The sequence below is a fragment of the Streptomyces sp. NPDC048734 genome (genome assembly GCF_043198675.1).
Taxonomy (GTDB): domain Bacteria; phylum Actinomycetota; class Actinomycetes; order Streptomycetales; family Streptomycetaceae; genus Streptomyces.
On record NZ_JBICUZ010000007.1, the window covers coordinates 431,339 to 450,335 of the forward strand.

Genomic DNA, 18,997 nt, shown 5'->3' on the forward strand with positions numbered 1-18,997 from the left:
CCATCGGACCCACAACAGGACTCACATCATGACGACTTCCCCTGCCGGGGCGCTTCCGCCGTCTTCGGCGAACGTACGCGCCATGTACGAGGAATTCCCGTACCCACTGCCCAACTCCGACACGGACCCGATCTATGACGTGGCCATGGGGCTGGATTCGGTGCTGCCGGAACTCGACGGCTGCCACGTGCTGGACGCCGGTTGCGGAACGGGACATCGACTCGTAGGAACCGCTCTTCAGTACCCGGACACCAAATTCCTCGGCATAGACTTCAGTGAGCATTCTCTTTCGGTGGCCCGTGAACTGGCCAAAAGGCACCAGTGTGACAACGTCGAGTTCCAGCACGCTGAGATCGGCGGTGAGTTGCTGGGCCGCAGCTTCGACCTCATAACCAGTACAGGCGTCATCCATCATCTGGCCGATCCGGCCGGCGGTGCCGACTGGCTGCAACAGCACCTCAAAAGAGATGGAATCGCCTACACTTGGTACTATCACCCGTACGGTGAATTCGACAGGCTGCTGAGCCGCGAGCTGGTCCAAGTGCTTCTCAAGAATTCTCCGGAAGACATATCGGGCACCGTTCTGGCGGATCTGGGGCTGACCCTCTCCGTGGAGCAGTACGGCACTCGTACGTCCTTCTCCGAAGCGTCGACGGAAGCGCAACTCGCTGCTGATGTAGACGCTTTCATTCACCCCATCGTCAACGCCTACCGATTCCGGGAAGCCGCTGACTTCTTCCGTAGTCGCTGTGAATGGACTATCGTTCACGGCATTAACTGGGACGGCGGCTCAGGTCTCATCAACACCGATGGCTGGGACGCAGGTGAATTCGGCACGCTGACCAGTGGCGTGCTCTTTCCGAATGAGCGCCTGCGAGCCGTGTTCGAACGTATGGATCCGGTCGCCCAACTGCACTGCGTCGAACTCAAACTCCGCCCCACCGGTTTCACTCTGCTTTCCGGCAGTTCCGCAGGACTGGAGCGGTGCGCGGACGAAATCCGTGTCAACGCCCGCAACGCCAACTTGCTGCGCACGCAGACTTCCTAGGAGACGCAATTATGATCACAGCCGGCCTCAAGCTCACCCACAGTGGCGGCCTGGCCCTGCTGGAGGACGACAAACTCCTCTTCAACATCGAGGTTCAGAAGCTGGCGAACAACGCTCGCTACAGCCCGGTGGCCGATCTCCGACTCATCCCGGAGATCCTCTCCGAGTACGGCTTCAAGGTGTCCGACGTCGACCACTGGGCTCTCGACGGCTGGGACGGGGCGGAGTTCGGTCGGCTCTCCGTTCTCGACAACGGCACACCCCTGGAGCTGAAGGTCGCGCCCTACCGCGAGAACGACACCATCAACAGCCTCGTCCGGCCAGGCTTCACGGGTCAGATACCCATCGGCGGCGGCCTGGTGACGTATGAGAGCTTCGTGCACATGTCGAGCCACTTCGCCGCCGCCTACTGTTCCAGCCCCTTCGCGGCGCGCGGCGAGGACTCCTTCGTGCTCGTCTGGGACGGAGGCTGCTTCCCCCGGCTGTACTTCGTCGATGCCGCCAAGGGCACCGTCGAGAACGGCGACGAGGTCTTCCCGCTGATCGGTCACTCGTACGCGATGGCGGCCCAGTACTTCGGCCCGTGGGCGCGCAAGAGCGCAGAGCGGTCCGAGGTCGTGGACGACCTCTCGGTGGCCGGGAAGCTGATGGCCTACATCGCCCTCGGACAGCCCAAGGACGCCGTCCAGGAGACCATCCGGGACACCTTCCGCAAGCACTTCGAGGCCCCCACCGAGGCCGTTGCCGAATACCGCCGCAGCGTCATCGGCTGCGGCAGCAACGGTGAGCCCTCGCATCGATACGTGCACGCGTACCTGAGCGAGGCGGCCGAGCGGATCGCTGAGCTCGGCGTGTCGGACGAGGACGTCCTGGCCAGCATGCACCAGTTCATGGAAGACCTCCTCGTCGAGCGGATCGTCGAGAAGATCCGCCGTTGGAAGGGGGACGGGCCGTGGAACCTGGCCTTCGCGGGTGGCTGCGCGCTCAACATCAAGTGGAACAGCGCTCTTCGCGCGCACCCGCTGTTCAACGACGTCTGGGTGCCGCCCTTCCCGGACGACTCGGGCTCCGCCATCGGTACCGCCTGCGCCTCCTACGCCCACACCCAGGGCCTCTCAGCGATGCGGTGGCACGCCCGGCTGGGCCCGGCGCTGGTCGCCACCCCCGAAGTGCCGGCCGGCTGGACGTCTCGGGAGTGCTCACCGGCCGAGGTTGCCCGCATCCTGCACGAGAGCGGCAAGCCGCTGGTCTTCCTGCGGGATCGCGCCGAACTCGGCCCGCGTGCCCTCGGTGCCCGGAGCATCCTCGGAGCCGCCACGGATCCGGCCATGAAGGACGTGCTGAACGAGGTCAAGGACCGTGAGTACTACCGGCCCGTCGCCCCGATCTGCCTGACTGAGCACGCCCCCGAGATCTTCGAACCGGGTACGCCCGACCCGTACATGCTCTTCGACCACGACGTCCGTCCGGACTGGCTGGACAAGATTCCCGCCATCACTCACCTCGACGGCACCGCCCGGCTGCAGACCGTCAGCTCGGAGGACGATCCGGTGCTCGCGGAACTGCTGCGCGCCTACCACCGGCTGAGTGGCGTTCCGGTGCTCTGCAACACCAGTGCCAATCTGCACGGCAGCGGCTTCTTCCCGGACGCCGCGTCAGCCATGAAGTGGGGCCGTACCGACTACGTCTGGGCCGACGGAGTGCTCTACAGCAAGGCCTGAGGGACGCCGGAGACCGTGGTGACCCGCTGCGTCTTCCCGGTCGCCGCCGCTTCCCGCCCGCGCGGCCGACCGGCCCCCCGGTCGGCCGCGCTAGGAGGAAAGACCCCGAGAGGAAGGCTTGAAACGTGCCCCAGTTGGCAAGCACCAGAATTCACCACCTCGGTGTGCAGACAGCAGACCTCGACAACTGTCTGTCCTGGTACCAGGAGTTCTTCGACGCGGAGAAGAAATGGGAGCTGGACAGGTTCTCCGACCTCACGGTCAGTAGACTGCCGGGTATTCGACGACTGATCGAGATCGCGGTCGGCGAGCTGCGCATCCACCTCTTCGACCGGGCGGGTCACAACGGGAAGCAGGCCGATCCGGACGGCTTCGTCTTCCAGCACGCCTGCGTAGCCGTCGCATCGCCCGAAGAACTGGTCGCCAGGCGACAGAAGTGGATCGAGCTCTACGAGTCGGGACGCTTCGCGTTCGCCCGGGCCGATCTGCCGACCGACATCGTGGTGGACGACGACGGGGTGCACAGCCTCTATCTGTTCGACGTCAACGGGCTCGAATACGAACTCAGCTACATACCGGACGGCGACCGGTGAGGCCGTCCGGAGAGAACACCCTGGTGGTTGACCCACGCACCAGCGTATGGGAGTTCGGCGACTTCCCCTACGGCTTGGAACCGCTGACCATGCCGTCCGTCGGACATGCGACCGCCTCGTTCTCCGAACTCCCGCACCCGGTGCCGGAGTGCGACCGCGACTTCGTCCTCCTCCAGCTGAGTGTGCTCGCGGACAGCGCACCGGTCGGCGCACCCGAGGGCGACGAGCCCTCGCAGGAACAGCTGTTCTGGTTCCGTTGGATCACCGGCCACCAGATCACCTTCCTGATCTGGCACCTGATGGGCCGGCTACTGGAGAGGACCGGGGACAGGAACCTGCTGGACGAACGCGCCCTCACCCGGCTGGAGACGTACACCCACGGGTACTGCGCGATGCTGCTGTACACCGGGTCCTGTCCGCGCGAGCTCTATCACTCTCTGATCCGGCCGCGGATGTACCTCCAGCACCGAGGTTTCAGCGGCACGTGGGCCTCGGACTTCGTACCGGTACGAGGTCTGTTCCGGGGACGCGGCCTGGCCGGCTCCCAAGTGCCGGAGACGACGGGGCTGGCCCGCGCGGTGGAGCTGAACAAGACCATCCACGACGGCATCGCAGCCCGGCTGGTGCCCGAGGGGAGGTCGTTGCTCCAGCAGGCCATGGAAGGGAGCACGGTCCGCCTGTCGCAGCGCACGGCGCTGCTGTACGACAACTTCTTCATGACCTTGCGTGCCGAGGTCAGCGAGGAGGGCATCGTCGCGCAACTGCTCCATCGGCTGCGGGCGGTGGCGCTGGACGTCTCCCGCCAGGGCCTGTATCCGCTGGGCCACGAGGGCGACGAGCGTCCGGCGGAGCTGCGCAGTCCCGAGGTGGCCGACTGTGAGAACAGATTCGGCCATGTGCTTCGCGAGGTCGCCGACGCGGCGGTCGGCGCGACCGAGCCGCACGCACATATCTGAGCGACGATAAGGAGCACCACCCGTGCGCGCAACAGTCATCCACGGCCCGGGCGACATCCGCGTCGAGCACGTGCCCGACGCCGTGGTGAGAGATCCGAGCGACGCCGTCGTGCGTGTCGTGCTCTCCTGCGTCTGCGGCACCGATCTGTGGGCGTACCGAGGGGTGGCCGGCAGCCGTCCAGGCCAGCGTACGGGCCATGAGTTCCTGGGTGTGGTGGAGCATGTCGGGGCGGACGTCACCCGCTTCGCCGTCGGTGACCTGGTCGTGGCACCCTTCGTCTGGTCCGACGGCATCTGCGACTACTGCCTCGAGGGCCTGACCACATCCTGCGAACACGGTGGGTTCTGGGGTTCACCGGGTTCGGACGGCGGGCAGGGCGAAGCGGTCCGGGTGCCGTTCGCCGACGCCACGCTCGTTGGGTTGCCGGCCGACGCCGCCTCGGACCACGGTCTGCTGACCGCGCTGCTGACCCTCTCCGACGTCCTGGGCACGGGGCATCACGCGGCGGTGACCGCCGGGGTGCGCCGCGGCAGCACCGTGGCCGTGGTGGGGGACGGCGCGGTTGGGCTGTGCGCGGTACTGGCTGCCAGGCGCCTGGGGGCGGAACGGATCATCACGCTCGGCCGTCACCGGGCACGCACGGATCTCGCACAAGTCTTCGGCGCGACGGATGTCGTCGCGGAGCGGGGCACGGCCGCGGTCGAGGCCGTGCGCGAACTGACGCGTGGCCACGGCGTGCCCGCCGTGATCGAAGCGGTGGGAACCGAGCAGTCCATGCAGACGGCCGTGGGAATCGCCCGGGACGGCGGTGCCATCGGGTGCGTCGGTGTGCCGCACGGCAGTGACACGGGTCTGGATCTGAGTGAGATCTTCGAACGGAACGTCGCTCTGCGCGGGGGCGTCGCCCCGGTTCGGACGTATCTCCCGGAGCTGCTGCCGGACGTCCTGGCAGGAAGGCTCGACCCCTCCCCGGTCTTCGACCTGACCGTCGATCTCGACAAGGTGCCCGAGGGATACCGGGCGATGGACGAACGCACCGCTCTGAAGGTGCTGATCACGTACTAGCGGCGTCATGCCGGTGTAACGACGAAGTGGAGCTCTCGTGGGCAAGTGGCCCGACAGCGTCGTGTCGTGTGTTGACATGAACGGCGAAGCACTGTCCGACGACGTACTGAGGTACGTCTTTCACCAACTCCTCGGCAACAACGGGTACGTGCACCTGGTGAATGTCCCGGAGTCCTTCGACCACGTCGCCTTCCTGAAGCATCTGGGGGAATTCCAGCCCACACCGACCGGCACACTCGTCGGGGACGTGAAGCCGGAACGTGGCATGGACGACGTCAACCACGGCCAGAACCGCGGTGCGCTGCAGCCCCACACGGAGGGCTACGAGTTCCGCGGCAGGCCCCCGCGCTACCTCGCGCTGTGGTGTGTCAAGCCGGCGGAGGGTCCGGGTGGGGAGACCACCATGTTCGACGGCAACCGCGTGCTCGCCGAGTTCGACGAAAGCGAGCTGCGTCAATTCCGCGACACGGTCTATCGCTGGGGATCCACCGAGGGCCTGGCGCGCAAGGGCGTGGTGCCGACCGCCGAGCACCCGGTGCTCGAAGAGCACGAGGGCGAACTTGTCTTCCGCTTCTCCACCAGCTACCTGGTGATCCCGGAAGGTGACGAGCTGGCTCGCAGGCTCATCGAACGCGGGAACGCCCTCTACGAGGAGCAGCACATCGCCGTCCGGTACGAGAAGCGGGACATGGTGGTCTGGGACAACTGGCGGATGCTGCACTCCCGTAACGCATTCGAGGATCCCACCCGCCACCTGAAGCGGGTGCAGATCTCGTCATGAACGGTGCCCAAGCTGTCCTGCGGACCTTGATCGGCGCAGGCATCACCACATGCTTCAGCAACCCGGGCACCTCTGAGATGCACCTCGTGGCGGGCATGGTGGCCACCCCCGAGATGCGGGGGGTTCTCTGCCTCTTCGAGGGAGTGGCGACCGGGGCCGCCGACGGATACGGCCGGATGGCCGCAGCACCGGCCGCGACCCTGCTCCACCTCGGCCCCGGGCTCGGCAACGGCCTGGCGAACCTGCACAACGCACGTCGCGCGGGCACACCCGTGGTGAACATGGTCGGTGACCACGCCACCTACCACAAACCGTTCGACGCGCCGCTGGACTCGGACATCGAGGGCATGGCCGCTCCGGTGTCGAAGTGGGTGCGCCGGACCGACAGTGTCGCCCGGGCCGGGATCGACACCGCGGCCGCGATCACCGCTGCCCGTACCCCCGTCGGACATCTGCCGGGTGGGGTCGCCACACTGGTCCTGCCTTCCGACGTCTGCTGGTCGGAGGGTGGCACGCCGGCTGCCGTCACGGCCGTCGATTCGGCGCCGATCGACCCGGACACCGTCGAGCGAGTCGCCAAAGTTCTGCGGAGTGAGAGCGATTGCCTGCTCTTCATCGGCGGCGGCGCGATGCGGCGGGATGCGCTGGCCGCGGCAAGCCGCATAGCCCAGGCGACCGGTGCACGCCTGCTGGCGGAGAAGTCCCCGGCTCGCCACGAGCGGGGAGCGGGGATTCCCTGCGTGGATCGTCTGCCCTACCCGCGGGATCTCGCGGCCGCGCAGCTGGCGGGTGCACGTCACATCGTCTTCGCTGGAGCCCGGCCGCCCGTCTCCTTCTTCGCCTATCCGGGCAAGCCGAGCACACTGGTCCCCGACAGCTGCGAGGTGCACGATCTCGGAGCCGATCCCGGGGCTCTGCAGCAGGTGGCCGACCTGCTCGCGCCTGGTGTCCCGCCGCTTCTCGCCGCCGCGAGTCGGCCCCGATTGCCCAGGGGGAACCTGACGGCGCAGAAGGCCGCCGCCGTCCTCGGCGCACTGCTGCCGGAAGGGGCCATCGTCGTCGACGAGGCAATGACCAGCGACGAGTGGCTTCCGGAAGCAACCGCCGGGGCGCCGGCGCATGACTGGCTCAACATCACCGGCGGCTCGATCGGCATGGGCATGCCGGTTGCAACGGGAGCCGCCGTGGCCTGCCCGGACCGGCCGGTGATCAGTCTGGAGGCGGACGGCAGCGCCATGTACACCCTCCAGGCCCTGTGGACCCAGTCCCGCGAGGGGCTCGACGTCACCACCGTCATCTTCAACAACGCCTCGTACGCGATCTTGGAGGGGGAGCTGCGGCGCCTAGGGGGATTCGACGGTGCCGCGGCGCAACGCAGTCGAACCATGATCGACATCCCCGGGCTCGATTTCGTCGCCCTCGCGAACGGCATGGGCGTCCCCGCCACCCGCGCCCGCACGGCCGAGGCGTTCGCCGAGCAGCTGCGCCTGGCCCTGGCGGAGCCCGGCCCGCACCTCATCGAGGCCGTCGTCCCTCCCGTGACCGCGACCGTCCCCGCGCGGGCCGACGTGCGGCCTGCCTGACCACCTGTCCGTACGTGAGTCGAGTCGTCATGTTTCTGTTGTCCGGTGCCTTGCGCACCGCACCTTCCGGACCGTTGCCGCGGCTGGTGGCCGTGAACCTGCTTGCCAGTATCGGATTCGGAATGTACGCGTCGGGTAGTGCGCTGTTCTTTACCCGTCACGTCGGCCTTCCCGTGTCGCAGGTCGGTGTGGGCCTGACCGTCGCAGGTCTGGTCTGGCTCCCCCTGTCGATCCACCTCGGGCGTTTCTCCGATCGCGTCGGGGCGCGTGGAGCGACCCTGATCATGGGGGTCTGCCAGGTCGTGCTGCTGCTGGTCGCGACACAGATCCGCGGGTTCACGGCTTTCGTCGTCGTGGTGTCCCTGCTCGGCGTTTTCGTCCAGGGCGGCTGGATCTGCCGTGAGGCGCTGGTCGCGGATCTGGTGTCCGACGAGGACCGGGTCCGGGCCTCCGCCTGTCTGCGCAGCGCGTTCAACATCGGTGTCATCCTGGGCGCGCTCGCCTGCGGGCTCGCTCTCACGTGGGACAGCGGACCGGTCTATCTCGCTCTCGTCCTGGGCAGCGCCTTGGCGGAGGCCGCAGCGACCGTGCTGTGTGCGTCGCTGCCACCGGGGCCGGCGGCGGGGGTGCGGGCCGGCACGGTGAGGCTGAGGCACGCGGCGCGTGACGTGCCGTATCTGGTGATGTCGCTCCTCTACGGCCTGCTGGCCGTCGGTGACATCATCCTGCGTGTCGGACTCCCCCTGTGGGTCGTCTCCCACTCCACACTCCCCAAGGGACTGGGAGCGTGGCTGTACGGCCTCAACGCGGTGCTGGTCGTGGTGCTGCAGGTACCGCTGAGCAGGGGCGCGGAGACCTTCGAAGGGGTCCGTCGTCTGTTGCTCGTCGCGAGCCTCGCCTCCACGGCGTCGTGCCTGGCCGTGGCCGCGAGTTCCACCGCCTCCGACCTCCTCGACGTCCTCGCCCTCGTGCTGGCGGTCGTCCTGCTGTCGCTGAGCGAGGTGTGGAGCTCGGCCGCCGGCTGGAAGATCCGCTACGACCTGGCGCCCGCACATGCTCAGGGCACCTGGGGAGGGGTCTTCTCCCTGGGCAGCTCGATCAATCTCGTAGTCGGTCCGGCACTGGTCACGCTGCTCGTCGAACGGTACGCCGCGCTGGGCTGGGTGCTGCTCTCCGGATGCTTCCTGGTGGTAGCGGCGGGCGTGGCGCCGGCCACGGCGTGGGCGCTGCGGACGAGGACCACAGGCGGCGGCACATCCGTGTCCGTGACTTCCCCCGCTGGATGAAGGGCAGAGCGATGAAGAACCGTGAAGTGGCGGAGCCGATGGATCCGGTCGCGTCGATCCTCGAGCGGATACTCCGAACCCCCGGTGCTCCGGCGGTGACGGGCGAGTCCGGGACCTGGACGTACGCCGAACTGGGCGAGTACGCCCGGCGCGTCGCGCGGTGCCTGCGCACCTGGGGTGCCGGAGCCGGAGACGCCGTGGTGGTCCAGGGCCGCAGGAGTCCGCAGACGGTGGCGACGCTCCTCGGTGTCCTGCTGGCCGACGCCGCGTACGTGGCCATCGGGGACGACGTGCCCGATTCCAGGCTGCGCCACGTGCTCGAACAGACGTCGCCGCGCCTGATCCTGGCAGAAGAGCCCAAGCGGTTCTACGGCGGCGAGGCCAAGGTGCTCACCCCGCAGGACTGGGCGCCGGGCGAGTCGGCCGACGAAGGGCAACCCGACCGGGCGATGCGCGGAGACACACCCGCCTACATCGTGTTCACCTCCGGAACCACCGGTACGCCGAAGGGGGTCGTCATCGCGAGGCGGTCTCTGGCACAGCACGCCGAGGCGGTCCGTCACCTCTTCGGGCTGCGCGACGATGACCGCGTCCTGCAAGCCTCATCCCTGGCGTTCGACGTGTCAGCCGAGGAAATCTGGCCCACCCTGGCCACGGGTGCCTGCGTCACCCTCCTGCCCGGCCGTCTCGGCGAGGTGAGCTTCGACCAGCTCACCCGGGTGGTCCTCGAACGGGGGATCACGGTGTGCAACATCCCGGCCTCCTACTTCAGCGGGTGGGCGGCCCATCTCGACGCGTACGGAACAGAGTTGCCCGCTCTGCGTCTGGTCGTCACCGGCAGCGAGGAACTGCCCGTCGATGTCGCGAGGAACTGGTGCTCCGACCCCGGACGTCCGCGGCTCATCCATGCGTACGGGGTGTCGGAGGCGACGATCACCTCTGTCGCCTGCGAGCTGACCCCGGCGCTGACGACCGGGGAACGTGCCCCGTTGGGGGCGCCCCTGCCCGGAGTGCGGACGGTGGTTGTCGACGAGCGAGGCGAACGGGTGAAACCCGGAGTGGACGGCGAACTGCTCATTGGCGGACCGGGAGTAGCCGTCGGGTACTGCGGCGACACCCCACGACCGCAGCACCGCTTCGTCGAAGGCCCCATCGCCGAAGCCGGAGAAGGCCCCTGGTACCGGACCGGCGACCGGGTCCGCGAGGAGCGCGGCCTGCTGTACTACCTCGGGCGCCTGGACGACCAAGTGAAGATCAACGGCGTGCGGGTCGAACCCGGCGAGATCGCCGCCGCCCTGATCGGTCATCAAGCGCTGACCGACGCCAAGGTGCTGAAGATCGGTGAGAATCTCGTCGGCTGCGTATGCGCGGCCGAGCCCGTCGACCAGGATGCCCTGCTGGGCGAGTTGCGCACCGTGCTGCCACCCGTGATGGTGCCCGTCGCGATCGTGCGGTGGGAGACCTTCCCTCTGACCGACGGCGGAAAGGTGGACCTGTCGGCGCTCCGCGCGGCGGTCGCCGAACGGCTGTCCGGCAGCCTCACCACCCCCGTCGGCCTCGCCGAGGTGCGCCACGTGGTGCGGCGGCTCTGGCAGAACCTGCTGGGCGCCTCCGACGTAGGCCCTGACACCGACTTCTTCGTGCTGGGCGGCGACTCGTTGGCGGCGACCCGGCTGTCCAGCGCCCTGCTCCGCGAAACCGGTCTCGCCGTCGGTGTGAAGTCGGTGTTCTCGCATCCGCGCTTCGACGACTACCTCGCACATGTCCGGTCCGTGTCCACACGTTCGGCCTGACCAGATTGGATGCCTGTGACCAGCCAACTCCGTGGCCGGCCCCCGCGGGACGATTCGCCACGCACCTATCCCATGACGTTCCAGCAGGAATCCATCTGGCTCAATGACCAGTTCCAGGACGGGCGATCCCGGTATGCGGAGCCGTGGGCACACCGCATACGCGGTCGTCTTGAGATCGATGCCGTCGAATCCGCGCTGTCCGAGCTGGTCCGGCGCCACGAGGGGCTGCGCAGCCGACTGCATCTGGAGGCGGACCGCCCGGTGCAGACGGTGTTGCCGGCCCGGCCCGTCACGGTCAGCCGACGGCGCGTACCGGCACGCCGTATGCAGGACGCTCTGCGTGAGGCCCTCGCCGAGCCGCTGCCACTTGACGACCCGCCCCTGCTGCGGGCCTGGCTCTTCGAGCAGGCCGGCGACGGGGAGCACATCGGCGCCGTGCCACAGGAGTCCGAAGACGAAGCAGTGCTCGTCGTCACGCTCCACCACGCGGCCATGGACGGTGCGAGCCTCCACCTGCTGGACGCCGAGTTCAGCGCCTGCTACCGGGCCGCGCTCGCCGGTACGGAGCCCGACCTGCCCGCGCCGGAGCGCCAGGTGGGCCCGTACGCCGCGCGCCAGCGCCGAGCCGATCGGCTGCTGGGCAGCGCCCACCTCGCTCACTGGCAGGCGGCAATGAGCGGCGCCCCGCACGAGACCGGTCTGCCCGCCGACCGGCCGAGGCCGGACGTGCTGAGCCATCGGGGCGGGGACGTGCGGTTCACTCTGGACGACACCGTCTCGGACGGTGTCCGCCGCCTCGCCGAACGACTGCGCACCACCCCCTTCGTGGTCATGCTCGCGGCACTGACCGCGCTGACGCACCGCCTGAACGGGCAGGAGGATCTGGTCATCGGCACCCCGGTGTCGCTCCGCGACGAACCCGAGCTGGACTCGATGATCGCGTGTATGGCCGAGGTCCTGCCCCTGCGGCAGCGTGTCTCGCCCGCCGACACATTCGTGGACCTGGTGTCCGCGACGCAGAACGTCGTCCTGGACGCCGTCGAGCATCGTGACGTCTCCTTCAGCCGCCTGGTGGCGGAGCTGGGAGTCGAGCGGACGCTCAGCCGCTTTCCGATCTTCCAGATCGTCTTCACCTCCGACCGCCGTGAGCCGCCCGGGCTGGATCTGCCGGGCGCGACAGCGCAATGGCTGCCCCTGCACAACGGCACATCGAAATACGACCTGTTCCTGAACCTTGTACCCGAAGGCCGCGGATTCCGGGGCGTTCTCGAGTACTCGGCCGACCTCTACGACCACGAGACCGCGCAGCGGCTCGCGGAGCGCTACCGGGTTCTGCTGGCTGACGCGGTCCTTCACCCGGAGCGGGCACTCGGTGAGCTGTCCCTCCTGCCCGAGGCGGAGCGGGACGTCATCCAGAGCTCGTGGACGTCTGGTTCCCTCCCGGACGGCACCGTGCCCCTGGCGCACGAGACCGTCGTCGAGCAGGCCCGGCTCACCCCGGACGCGCCCGCCGTCCTGGAGGGTCGGCGGACGCTGTCGTACCGGGAACTGGACATGTTGTCCGATGCCCTGGCCGCATCCCTGGTGGAACAAGGCCACGCGGGCAGCCGTGTGGCGCTGTGCGCGGAGCGGTCCGTCGACACGGTGATCGCCGTGCTTGCCACGCTGAAGGCGGGCTGCGCATGTGTCCCGCTGGACCCCGGATATCCGGCTGAGCGTCTCGCCCACATGGTGCTCGACAGCGGTTCCACCGCGGTGGTGGGCCCCCCGGCGGTGATCGAGCGGATGCGGCTGCCCGACAGCCTCCCCGTGATCTCCCTGGACAAGGCGGTGGCGCGTGGGACGGCGACAGACCCGAAGGCCCTGTTGCCGAACCCCGGGGCGGACGATCTGGCCTACGTGCTGTACACCTCCGGATCCACCGGCCGGCCCAAGGGTGTGGCGATGCCCCACCGCTCCTTGGCCGGCCTCATCGACTGGCAACGGCAAAGATCAGGCTGCGGCGCCGGTTCCCGCACCCTGCAATTCGCCCCGCTGAGCTTCGACGTGTCGTTCCAGGAACTGTTCTCCACCTGGGCATCGGGGGGAGCCGTCGTCCTGGTCGAGAATGAGGTGCGCGGTGACCCCGAGCGCTTGCTCGACACGCTCTCGGAACACCGGATCGACAGAATCTTCCTTCCGTACGTCGCCCTGCACCAACTCGCCCGGTACGCCTGTGCGGAGGCGCGCCCCTGTCCCACGCTGAAGGAAGTGGTGACGGCCGGCGAGCAGTTGTTCGTCACCTCTGCGATCAGACGCTTCTTCGCGGACCTCACCGACGCGTGGCTCGAAAACCAGTACGGTCCGACGGAAACGCACGTGGTGACCGCCGAACGCCTGACGGGACCACCCTCCGAGTGGCCCGAACGGCCTGCCATAGGCCGTCCCGTCCCCGGCGCCCGGGTGTACGTGCTCGACGGGAGGATGTACCCGCGGCCCATCGGCGCCGTCGGCGAGCTCTACGTCGGAGGAACCGCACCCGCCCAGGGATACCTGGGACTTCCGTCGTCAACGGCCGAGAGGTTCGTGGAGGATCCCAACTCCCCGCATCCGGGACCCGTGTACCGCACGGGCGACCTGGCCCGGGTGCTCCCCGACGGCCGTATCGAGTTCGTCGGCCGTACCGACGACCAGGTCAAGGTCCGAGGCCACCGGGTCGAGGTCGGCGAGGTGGAGTCGGCCGTCAAGGCCGTCCCTGGCGTGAAGGACGCGGTGGTGGTGACCGACAACGCGGCACCAGGTGACGGCCTGCGGCTGATCGCCGCTTGTCTACCCGCCGCGGCGGGCGGTGCCACACCCGAGGACATACGTGCGGCGCTCCACGAACGTCTGCCCTCCTTCATGGTGCCGACCGGTTTCGTGCAACTGGACTCCTTCCCCATGACGCCCAGTGGCAAGGTGGATCGGGCGGCCATCTCCCGGCTACGACGGTCGCCCGCCCCGCCGCCGGCAGCACCGGACGGGCACGCAACGGTGGCCGAACAGCGGATCCGCGCGGTGTACGCCCAGGTCCTGGGAGTCTGCGGGATCGGGAGCGCCGACGACTTCTTCGCCCACGGCGGCGACTCCCTTCTGGCGGTGCGGCTGGCCCTCGCACTGCGCGCGGAATGCGAGGTCAAGGTGCCGATGAACGCTGTGTTCACAGCACCCACTCCGGCCGCGATGTCGGTGCTCGTCGACCGGTTGGGACAGCGCCCGGAACTCCCCGGGCTGGGGGACGACGCCGTCCTGCCGAGGGACATCGTCCCCGCAGCCGAGGCAGTGAGCGTCGTCAGGGCACCGCGGCAGGTTCTGCTGACTGGTGCCACCGGGTTCCTCGGGGCGTTCCTGTTGCGCGAACTCATCGACCGTACGGCGGCGCGCGTGCACTGCCTCGTGCGCGGGGCCGACCAGGTGCAGGCGGCCGGCCGGCTGCGAGCGACGCTGGAGCGGTACGGGATCTGGGACGAGGAGACGGAGAACCGGATCGTCGTCCACGCCGGCGATCTGGCGCCGCGGCGTCTCGGGCTGCCGGATCAGACCTACGACCTGCTCGCGCGCGAGGTGGAGGCCGTCTACCACGCCGGTGCCGCCGTCAACCTGGCCCAGTCGTACGCGCAGTCTCGAGGAGCGAACGTCGTGGGAACCGTCGAGGTGCTACGGCTCGCGGCAGCCCACCATACGGTTCCCGTTCACCACATCTCGACAGTCGGCGTGTTCTCGGGACCCCGCATCCGGGGGCGCCGGATCGGCCCGGACACTCCGCTCACCCCGGTCGAGGGGCTGATGCACGGCTACACGCAGAGCAAGTGGGTCGCCGAGCAACTGGTCGAAACCGCTCGTGCGCGCGGCCTGCCGGTGACCGTCTACCGGCCCACGCGCATCGCGGGCGACACCTCCACCGGTGCCTGTCAGGACGCCGACTTTCTGTGGCTGCTGCTGAAGGGGTGTGTGCAGGTGGGGCTGGCTCCCCTGCTCCCCGGCGTGGCGTTCGACCTGGTCCCCGTGGACTACGTGAGCCGGGCGGTCGTCGCGCTCTCACGGCATCCCCGCGCGGCGGGCAGGAACATGCATCTCTCCAGCGAACAGTTGCTGTCGTTCGGCACGGCGGTCGACAGCTTGCGGGGGCTCGGTTACCGGCTCAGAGACGTACCTCTGCCGGTGTGGGTGCGTGCGGTGGAGCAGAGACCGGACAGCGCCGCGTTCCCCCTGCTGGGCGTGCTCGGCATGGACGGACACGACGACGACCCCGAGGGCAGCACCCGCTACGACTCCGGTGGGACGGCGGCGCTCCTGACCGACAGGGGGATCACCTGCCCGGACATCGACGAAAAGCTCTTCACCAGGTACGTGCAGTACTTCGTCGAATCCGGGTTCCTGCCGTCTGCGGACCACGAAGGTGCGATGCGTTGAACACACATATGGACCGACCACGAGTACTCCTCCTGGGCGGCACGGAAACGAGCACGCGCAAGGCGGCGGCATGCGGTCTCGGCGTGGTGAACATCGAAAAGCCGGCCTTGTTCGAAAGCGGTGCCATGGAGCACTGCGTTCAGACCCACCTGCTCGACTACCAGGACATCGGTCTGGTCACGGCCCTGGCGCGGGCGCTGCACGCACACACACCGTTCACGCGGGTCTTCAGCCAGACGGAAGCCGGTCCCCTGGTCGCCGGGCATCTCACCACAGTCCTGGGGCTGCCGGGGAACAGCGCCGCCGTGACCCGTCTGCTCCACGACAAACTCGCGCTGCGTTCACTGCTCAACGAACGGGGGATCGGAAGGGTCGAGGTTGCGCGGGGAAGCTCCCGCGAGACGCTCCAGCGATTCGTCGACCGTCATGGTGCTGCTGTCGTGAAGCCGACGATGGGCTCAGGAAGCCTGGGTGTGCGCAAGGTCCTCTCGGCCTCCGAGGTGCCGGCGACCTTGGACTGGCTCGCCTCGTTCGGTGTCCGTGACTTCATGGTCGAGGAGTTGCTCGTCGGCGCCGAACTCAGTGTGGAGACATTCTCCGTCGGCGGACGCCACTCGGTGGTGGCGATCACCGGCAAGGACAACGGTGGGGGAGTGGTGGCCCTCGGACATGTGGTTCCAGCCGTGCTGAGCACCCGGCAGGCGTCAGCGGTCGAGGACATCACGCTGCGGATGCTGGACGCCGTGGGTCTGACCGAGGGCCCGGCTCACACGGAGGTCATCCTCACCGCCGACGGACCCCGCGTCGTGGAGTCCCACAACCGCTGCGCCGGCGGTTACATCAATGAGCTCGTCGAGCTGGTGTACGGCGTCGACATGGAGCGGACGACCTACCTGCTGGCCCGGAACCCGGGCCCTTCCCGGGTCCGGGAGCGCGGGCAGGGCGCCGCGGCCGTGCGATTCCTCGCGCCGCCCGCAGGCCGGGTCGAAGACATCCGGGGCGTGGACCAGGCCCGCGCGGCGCACGGGGTGGTCAAGGTCGACATCAAAGTCCGGCCCGGACAGGACGTGCGCCCACTGTGCTGGTCGGAAGACCGGTCCGGCGCCGTGATCGCCCGTGCCGACAGCAGCGAGGCAGCCGAGCACCGGGCCCGACAGGTCGCGGAATCCATCGAGATCCGCACCAATGGCCAAGAGCTCCAGCCCTCGGTGACGATGGGCGGTCTGCTCGCCACCGTGCACGAGGTGCTGGATCCCTTCGGTGACGCCGCCGATGCCGCCCCTTCCACCGGGTGATCCCCTGGGCCCGAGGCCACCGCGCATCCGTCGATCCAGTACCCAACAGGTCCGCAGAAGGAGCATTGTGCGAACCCCCACCTTTCGGCAGGTATCCGTCCTTCCCGGGGTCTGGCCTTCCCCCGGCCTGCTCGACGAGCTCGGGCCCATCAGCGAGATGCCGCTCATAAAATTGACCGAGTGGCCGCCCACGGGGGCGGCGATGACGCCGTTCGCTCACACGGACGCCCTGCTGGCGGGTTGGAAGGACAAGCTCGACGCCGCGCGGCTGAGCCGGTTGCCCTCGTTGCGTTACATAGGCCTCCGCTCGACGTCGACTGACGGAATCGACCTGGAGTACACACGTCGGCGTGGCATCAACGTGTCGCCGATCTATGGATACGGTGACACAGGGACCGTCGAGTTCGTCGTCGAGCAGATGCTCCAGCACGCCCGGAGTGGTGAGGGGACGCCCGGTGAACTGGCGGGCCGTCGCCTGGGGCTCATCGGGCACGGTGCTGTGGCAAGGGGCGTTGGCCGGGTCGCGGCGGCACTGGGCATGGATGTGGTCTTCCACACTCCAACACGCCGACAGACCCGGGAGGGGGAGCCTCGGTGGCTGCCCCTGCGCGAGGTGCTCCGGTCCGCGGACATCCTGTCCTTTCACTCACCCGCTTACCAACACGTGGTCGCGTGCGAGGACTTGAGACTGATCTCGTCGGCAACGCTGGTTGTCATCACCACGTTGGGTCTGCCCATGGCCGAATCCGACTTCGCCACCTGGCAGTCGACGCGGGACGGGCACACGGTCATGGACCTCTGTGCCGCCCATGCCACCGCAGATGCGACGCTACGTATTCCAGGGGTCGAGGTGCGCAATCTCTACGCGGCTCGGACGGTCGAATCCGTCAAGCGCGCGGAGAGGCAGCTGATCGAAAACCTTCTCGCCGCTCTCACATGAATGAGCCTGGTCCTCGTCGGGCGCAGACGGTCGGCTGCCTGCAGCGGAGCGGTCTCGGAGACGCCCGACCACCGCGCGCCGCCATGGAGGGCCCAAGCGTGAAGGGAGGAGGTGAACGAGGACCTTGGCGCCGGGGTCGGCCAGTCGACAGGCGATCCCGGGTCCGGCGGGGCGGGCGGTGGGTTCTCAGCCGGCTGGCGTCCCGAGCGGGGTGAACACCCCTGGCCGTGTCTGGAGTGCCCGCCCTCGTTCCACCTGGCGTTTCGCCTTCGACCACAGTCCCTCGACCTCCGCCGGGGCCGCATCCAGGACCCGGGGCGCGGCCAGTTGCCGGCACCGCAGCCCTCATGGCCACACCGGCGGGCGCGCTACGCCAAGCAGGTACACGCCTCGCGCGAGGAGACCGTTGCTCTGGCGCAGGGCAGACTGCGACGACTGGTCGGAGGCGGCCGTCGCGCGCCCTGCTTGGGGCAACGACCCGCCGACCGTGCGGTCCTGCGTCCGGCTCACGCAGGTGCTGGAGTTCGATCCGGAACGGCACTTACCGCAGGCAGCCACCTCAGGCAGCGCGGTGAGGCGTCGTACGCGGGACCGGGTCCGTGCATGACGCCTCACCCGTTCAGGACGTCAGCCCTTGACGGGGCCGCCGTTGATGGCGACGCGCCGGCCGTGGCGGGCGTAGGGGTAGTAGTCGTACGTCGCGTGGTGCTGGACGCACCGGTTGTCCCAGAAGACGAGCGTGCCCGGGGTCCAGCGGACGCGGCAGTGCAGGACCGGCCTGCGGGCGATGATGTCGAAGAGCACGTCGAGCAGGGCCCGGCTCTCGTCGGCGGAGAGCTGCGGGATGCGGCTGGTGTAGGCCTTGTTGACGTACAGCAGTTTGCGGTCGGTCTCGGGGTGCCGGGCGATGAGCGGGTGTTCGCTCTTGGGGACGACGTAGTCCGCGGGCGGTGTGTATCCCGCCAGGGCCTGCGCGCCGTCGTGTATCGCGGTCAGCGGGTCCAGCAGGGCGCGCATCGCCGGTGAGAGCATGTCGTAGGCGAGGTGCATGTTGGCGAAGAGGGTGTCGCCGCCGCATCCCGGCTCGGGTGTCTCGGTGATGTGGAGCATCGACCCCAGTGACGGTTCGGCGTCGGCGGTGCCGTCCGCGTGCCAGCCGTTGCCCGCCACGTCCGCCGCGGCCGACGTCGTGCGGATCTCCAGGATGTGGGGATCGCCCTCGGGCGGCGGCGGGTTGACGGGGCGCAGTTCGCCGAAGGCGGCGGCGAAGCGCTTGTGATGCTCGGCGGTGATCGTCTGATCGCGGAAGACGAGGACGTGATGGTCGCGGAAGGCGGCCCGGATCTCTTCCAGTTGCTCCGATGGGATCTCCTGCGACAGGTCGACGCCTGACACCTCCGCTCCCAGAACGGGAGTGATCCGTTCGACGGTGAGCGTGCGGTAGGCGTACGCGGGACGCGTGGTCACCGCTTCCAGTGCTTCGAGTTCGTATGACTCCATGCCG

Annotated in this window: 13 protein-coding genes; 12 read left to right on the forward strand and 1 reads right to left on the reverse strand. The window is 68.5% G+C overall.

Annotated elements, in window-relative coordinates; all coding sequences use genetic code 11:
• The first annotated feature begins 82 nt into the window (after nucleotides 1–82).
• From ACGFQC_RS21390 to ACGFQC_RS21445, 12 genes are all read left to right on the forward strand, one after another.
• A complete protein-coding gene (locus tag ACGFQC_RS21390; RefSeq protein ID WP_363092888.1) occupies nucleotides 83–1,048 on the forward strand; it encodes a class I SAM-dependent methyltransferase in 966 nt (321 codons plus the stop codon).
• A gap of 11 nt (nucleotides 1,049–1,059) precedes the next feature.
• Nucleotides 1,060–2,769: a carbamoyltransferase N-terminal domain-containing protein gene (locus tag ACGFQC_RS21395; RefSeq protein WP_363092887.1), complete on the forward strand. Its 1,710-nt coding sequence runs from the start codon at nucleotides 1,060–1,062 to the stop codon at nucleotides 2,767–2,769.
• A gap of 125 nt (nucleotides 2,770–2,894) precedes the next feature.
• On the forward strand, nucleotides 2,895–3,362 hold the full coding sequence (locus ACGFQC_RS21400; protein WP_363092886.1) for a VOC family protein: 468 nt from the start codon (nucleotides 2,895–2,897) through the stop codon (nucleotides 3,360–3,362).
• Nucleotides 3,363–3,385: 23 nt separating this feature from the next.
• Nucleotides 3,386–4,318 carry a hypothetical protein gene (locus ACGFQC_RS21405; RefSeq protein ID WP_363092885.1) on the forward strand — a complete coding sequence of 311 codons (933 nt, stop codon included), beginning with the start codon at nucleotides 3,386–3,388 and terminating at the stop codon, nucleotides 4,316–4,318.
• 22 nt (nucleotides 4,319–4,340) lie between these two features.
• Nucleotides 4,341–5,384 (forward strand): zinc-dependent alcohol dehydrogenase family protein, encoded by a 1,044-nt coding sequence (locus ACGFQC_RS21410; RefSeq protein ID WP_363092884.1) that lies wholly within the window; start codon nucleotides 4,341–4,343, stop codon nucleotides 5,382–5,384.
• A gap of 76 nt (nucleotides 5,385–5,460) precedes the next feature.
• Nucleotides 5,461–6,165, forward strand: coding sequence for a TauD/TfdA family dioxygenase (locus ACGFQC_RS21415; protein ID WP_363092883.1), 705 nt, complete (start codon nucleotides 5,461–5,463; stop codon nucleotides 6,163–6,165).
• Nucleotides 6,162–7,748, forward strand: a complete 1,587-nt coding sequence (locus ACGFQC_RS21420) for an acetolactate synthase large subunit (RefSeq protein ID WP_363092882.1) — start codon at nucleotides 6,162–6,164, stop codon at nucleotides 7,746–7,748. Before ACGFQC_RS21415 ends, ACGFQC_RS21420 begins: the two co-directional genes overlap by 4 nt.
• Nucleotides 7,749–7,777: 29 nt before the next feature.
• Nucleotides 7,778–9,034, forward strand: coding sequence for an MFS transporter (locus ACGFQC_RS21425; RefSeq protein ID WP_363092881.1), 1,257 nt, complete (start codon nucleotides 7,778–7,780; stop codon nucleotides 9,032–9,034).
• Nucleotides 9,035–9,045: 11 nt separating this feature from the next.
• On the forward strand, nucleotides 9,046–10,827 hold the full coding sequence (locus ACGFQC_RS21430; protein WP_363092880.1) for a non-ribosomal peptide synthetase: 1,782 nt from the start codon (nucleotides 9,046–9,048) through the stop codon (nucleotides 10,825–10,827).
• A 72-nt stretch (nucleotides 10,828–10,899) separates the two neighbouring features.
• A complete protein-coding gene (locus ACGFQC_RS21435) occupies nucleotides 10,900–15,258 on the forward strand; it encodes an amino acid adenylation domain-containing protein (RefSeq protein ID WP_363092879.1) in 4,359 nt (1,452 codons plus the stop codon).
• Between the two features lie 125 nt (nucleotides 15,259–15,383).
• Nucleotides 15,384–16,553 (forward strand): ATP-grasp domain-containing protein, encoded by a 1,170-nt coding sequence (locus ACGFQC_RS21440; RefSeq protein WP_393288499.1) that lies wholly within the window; start codon nucleotides 15,384–15,386, stop codon nucleotides 16,551–16,553.
• Between the two features lie 67 nt (nucleotides 16,554–16,620).
• The gene (locus ACGFQC_RS21445) at nucleotides 16,621–17,493 is read left to right on the forward strand and encodes an NAD(P)-dependent oxidoreductase (RefSeq protein WP_363092877.1); all 873 of its coding nucleotides are present in this window, start codon (nucleotides 16,621–16,623) and stop codon (nucleotides 17,491–17,493) included.
• Nucleotides 17,494–18,120: 627 nt separating this feature from the next.
• On the opposite strand, the gene ACGFQC_RS21450 is transcribed toward ACGFQC_RS21445, so the two are convergent.
• Entirely contained in the window at nucleotides 18,121–18,993 is an 873-nt protein-coding gene (locus ACGFQC_RS21450; RefSeq protein ID WP_363092876.1) for a TauD/TfdA family dioxygenase, read from the reverse strand.
• Between the last annotated feature and the right edge of the window lie 4 nt (nucleotides 18,994–18,997).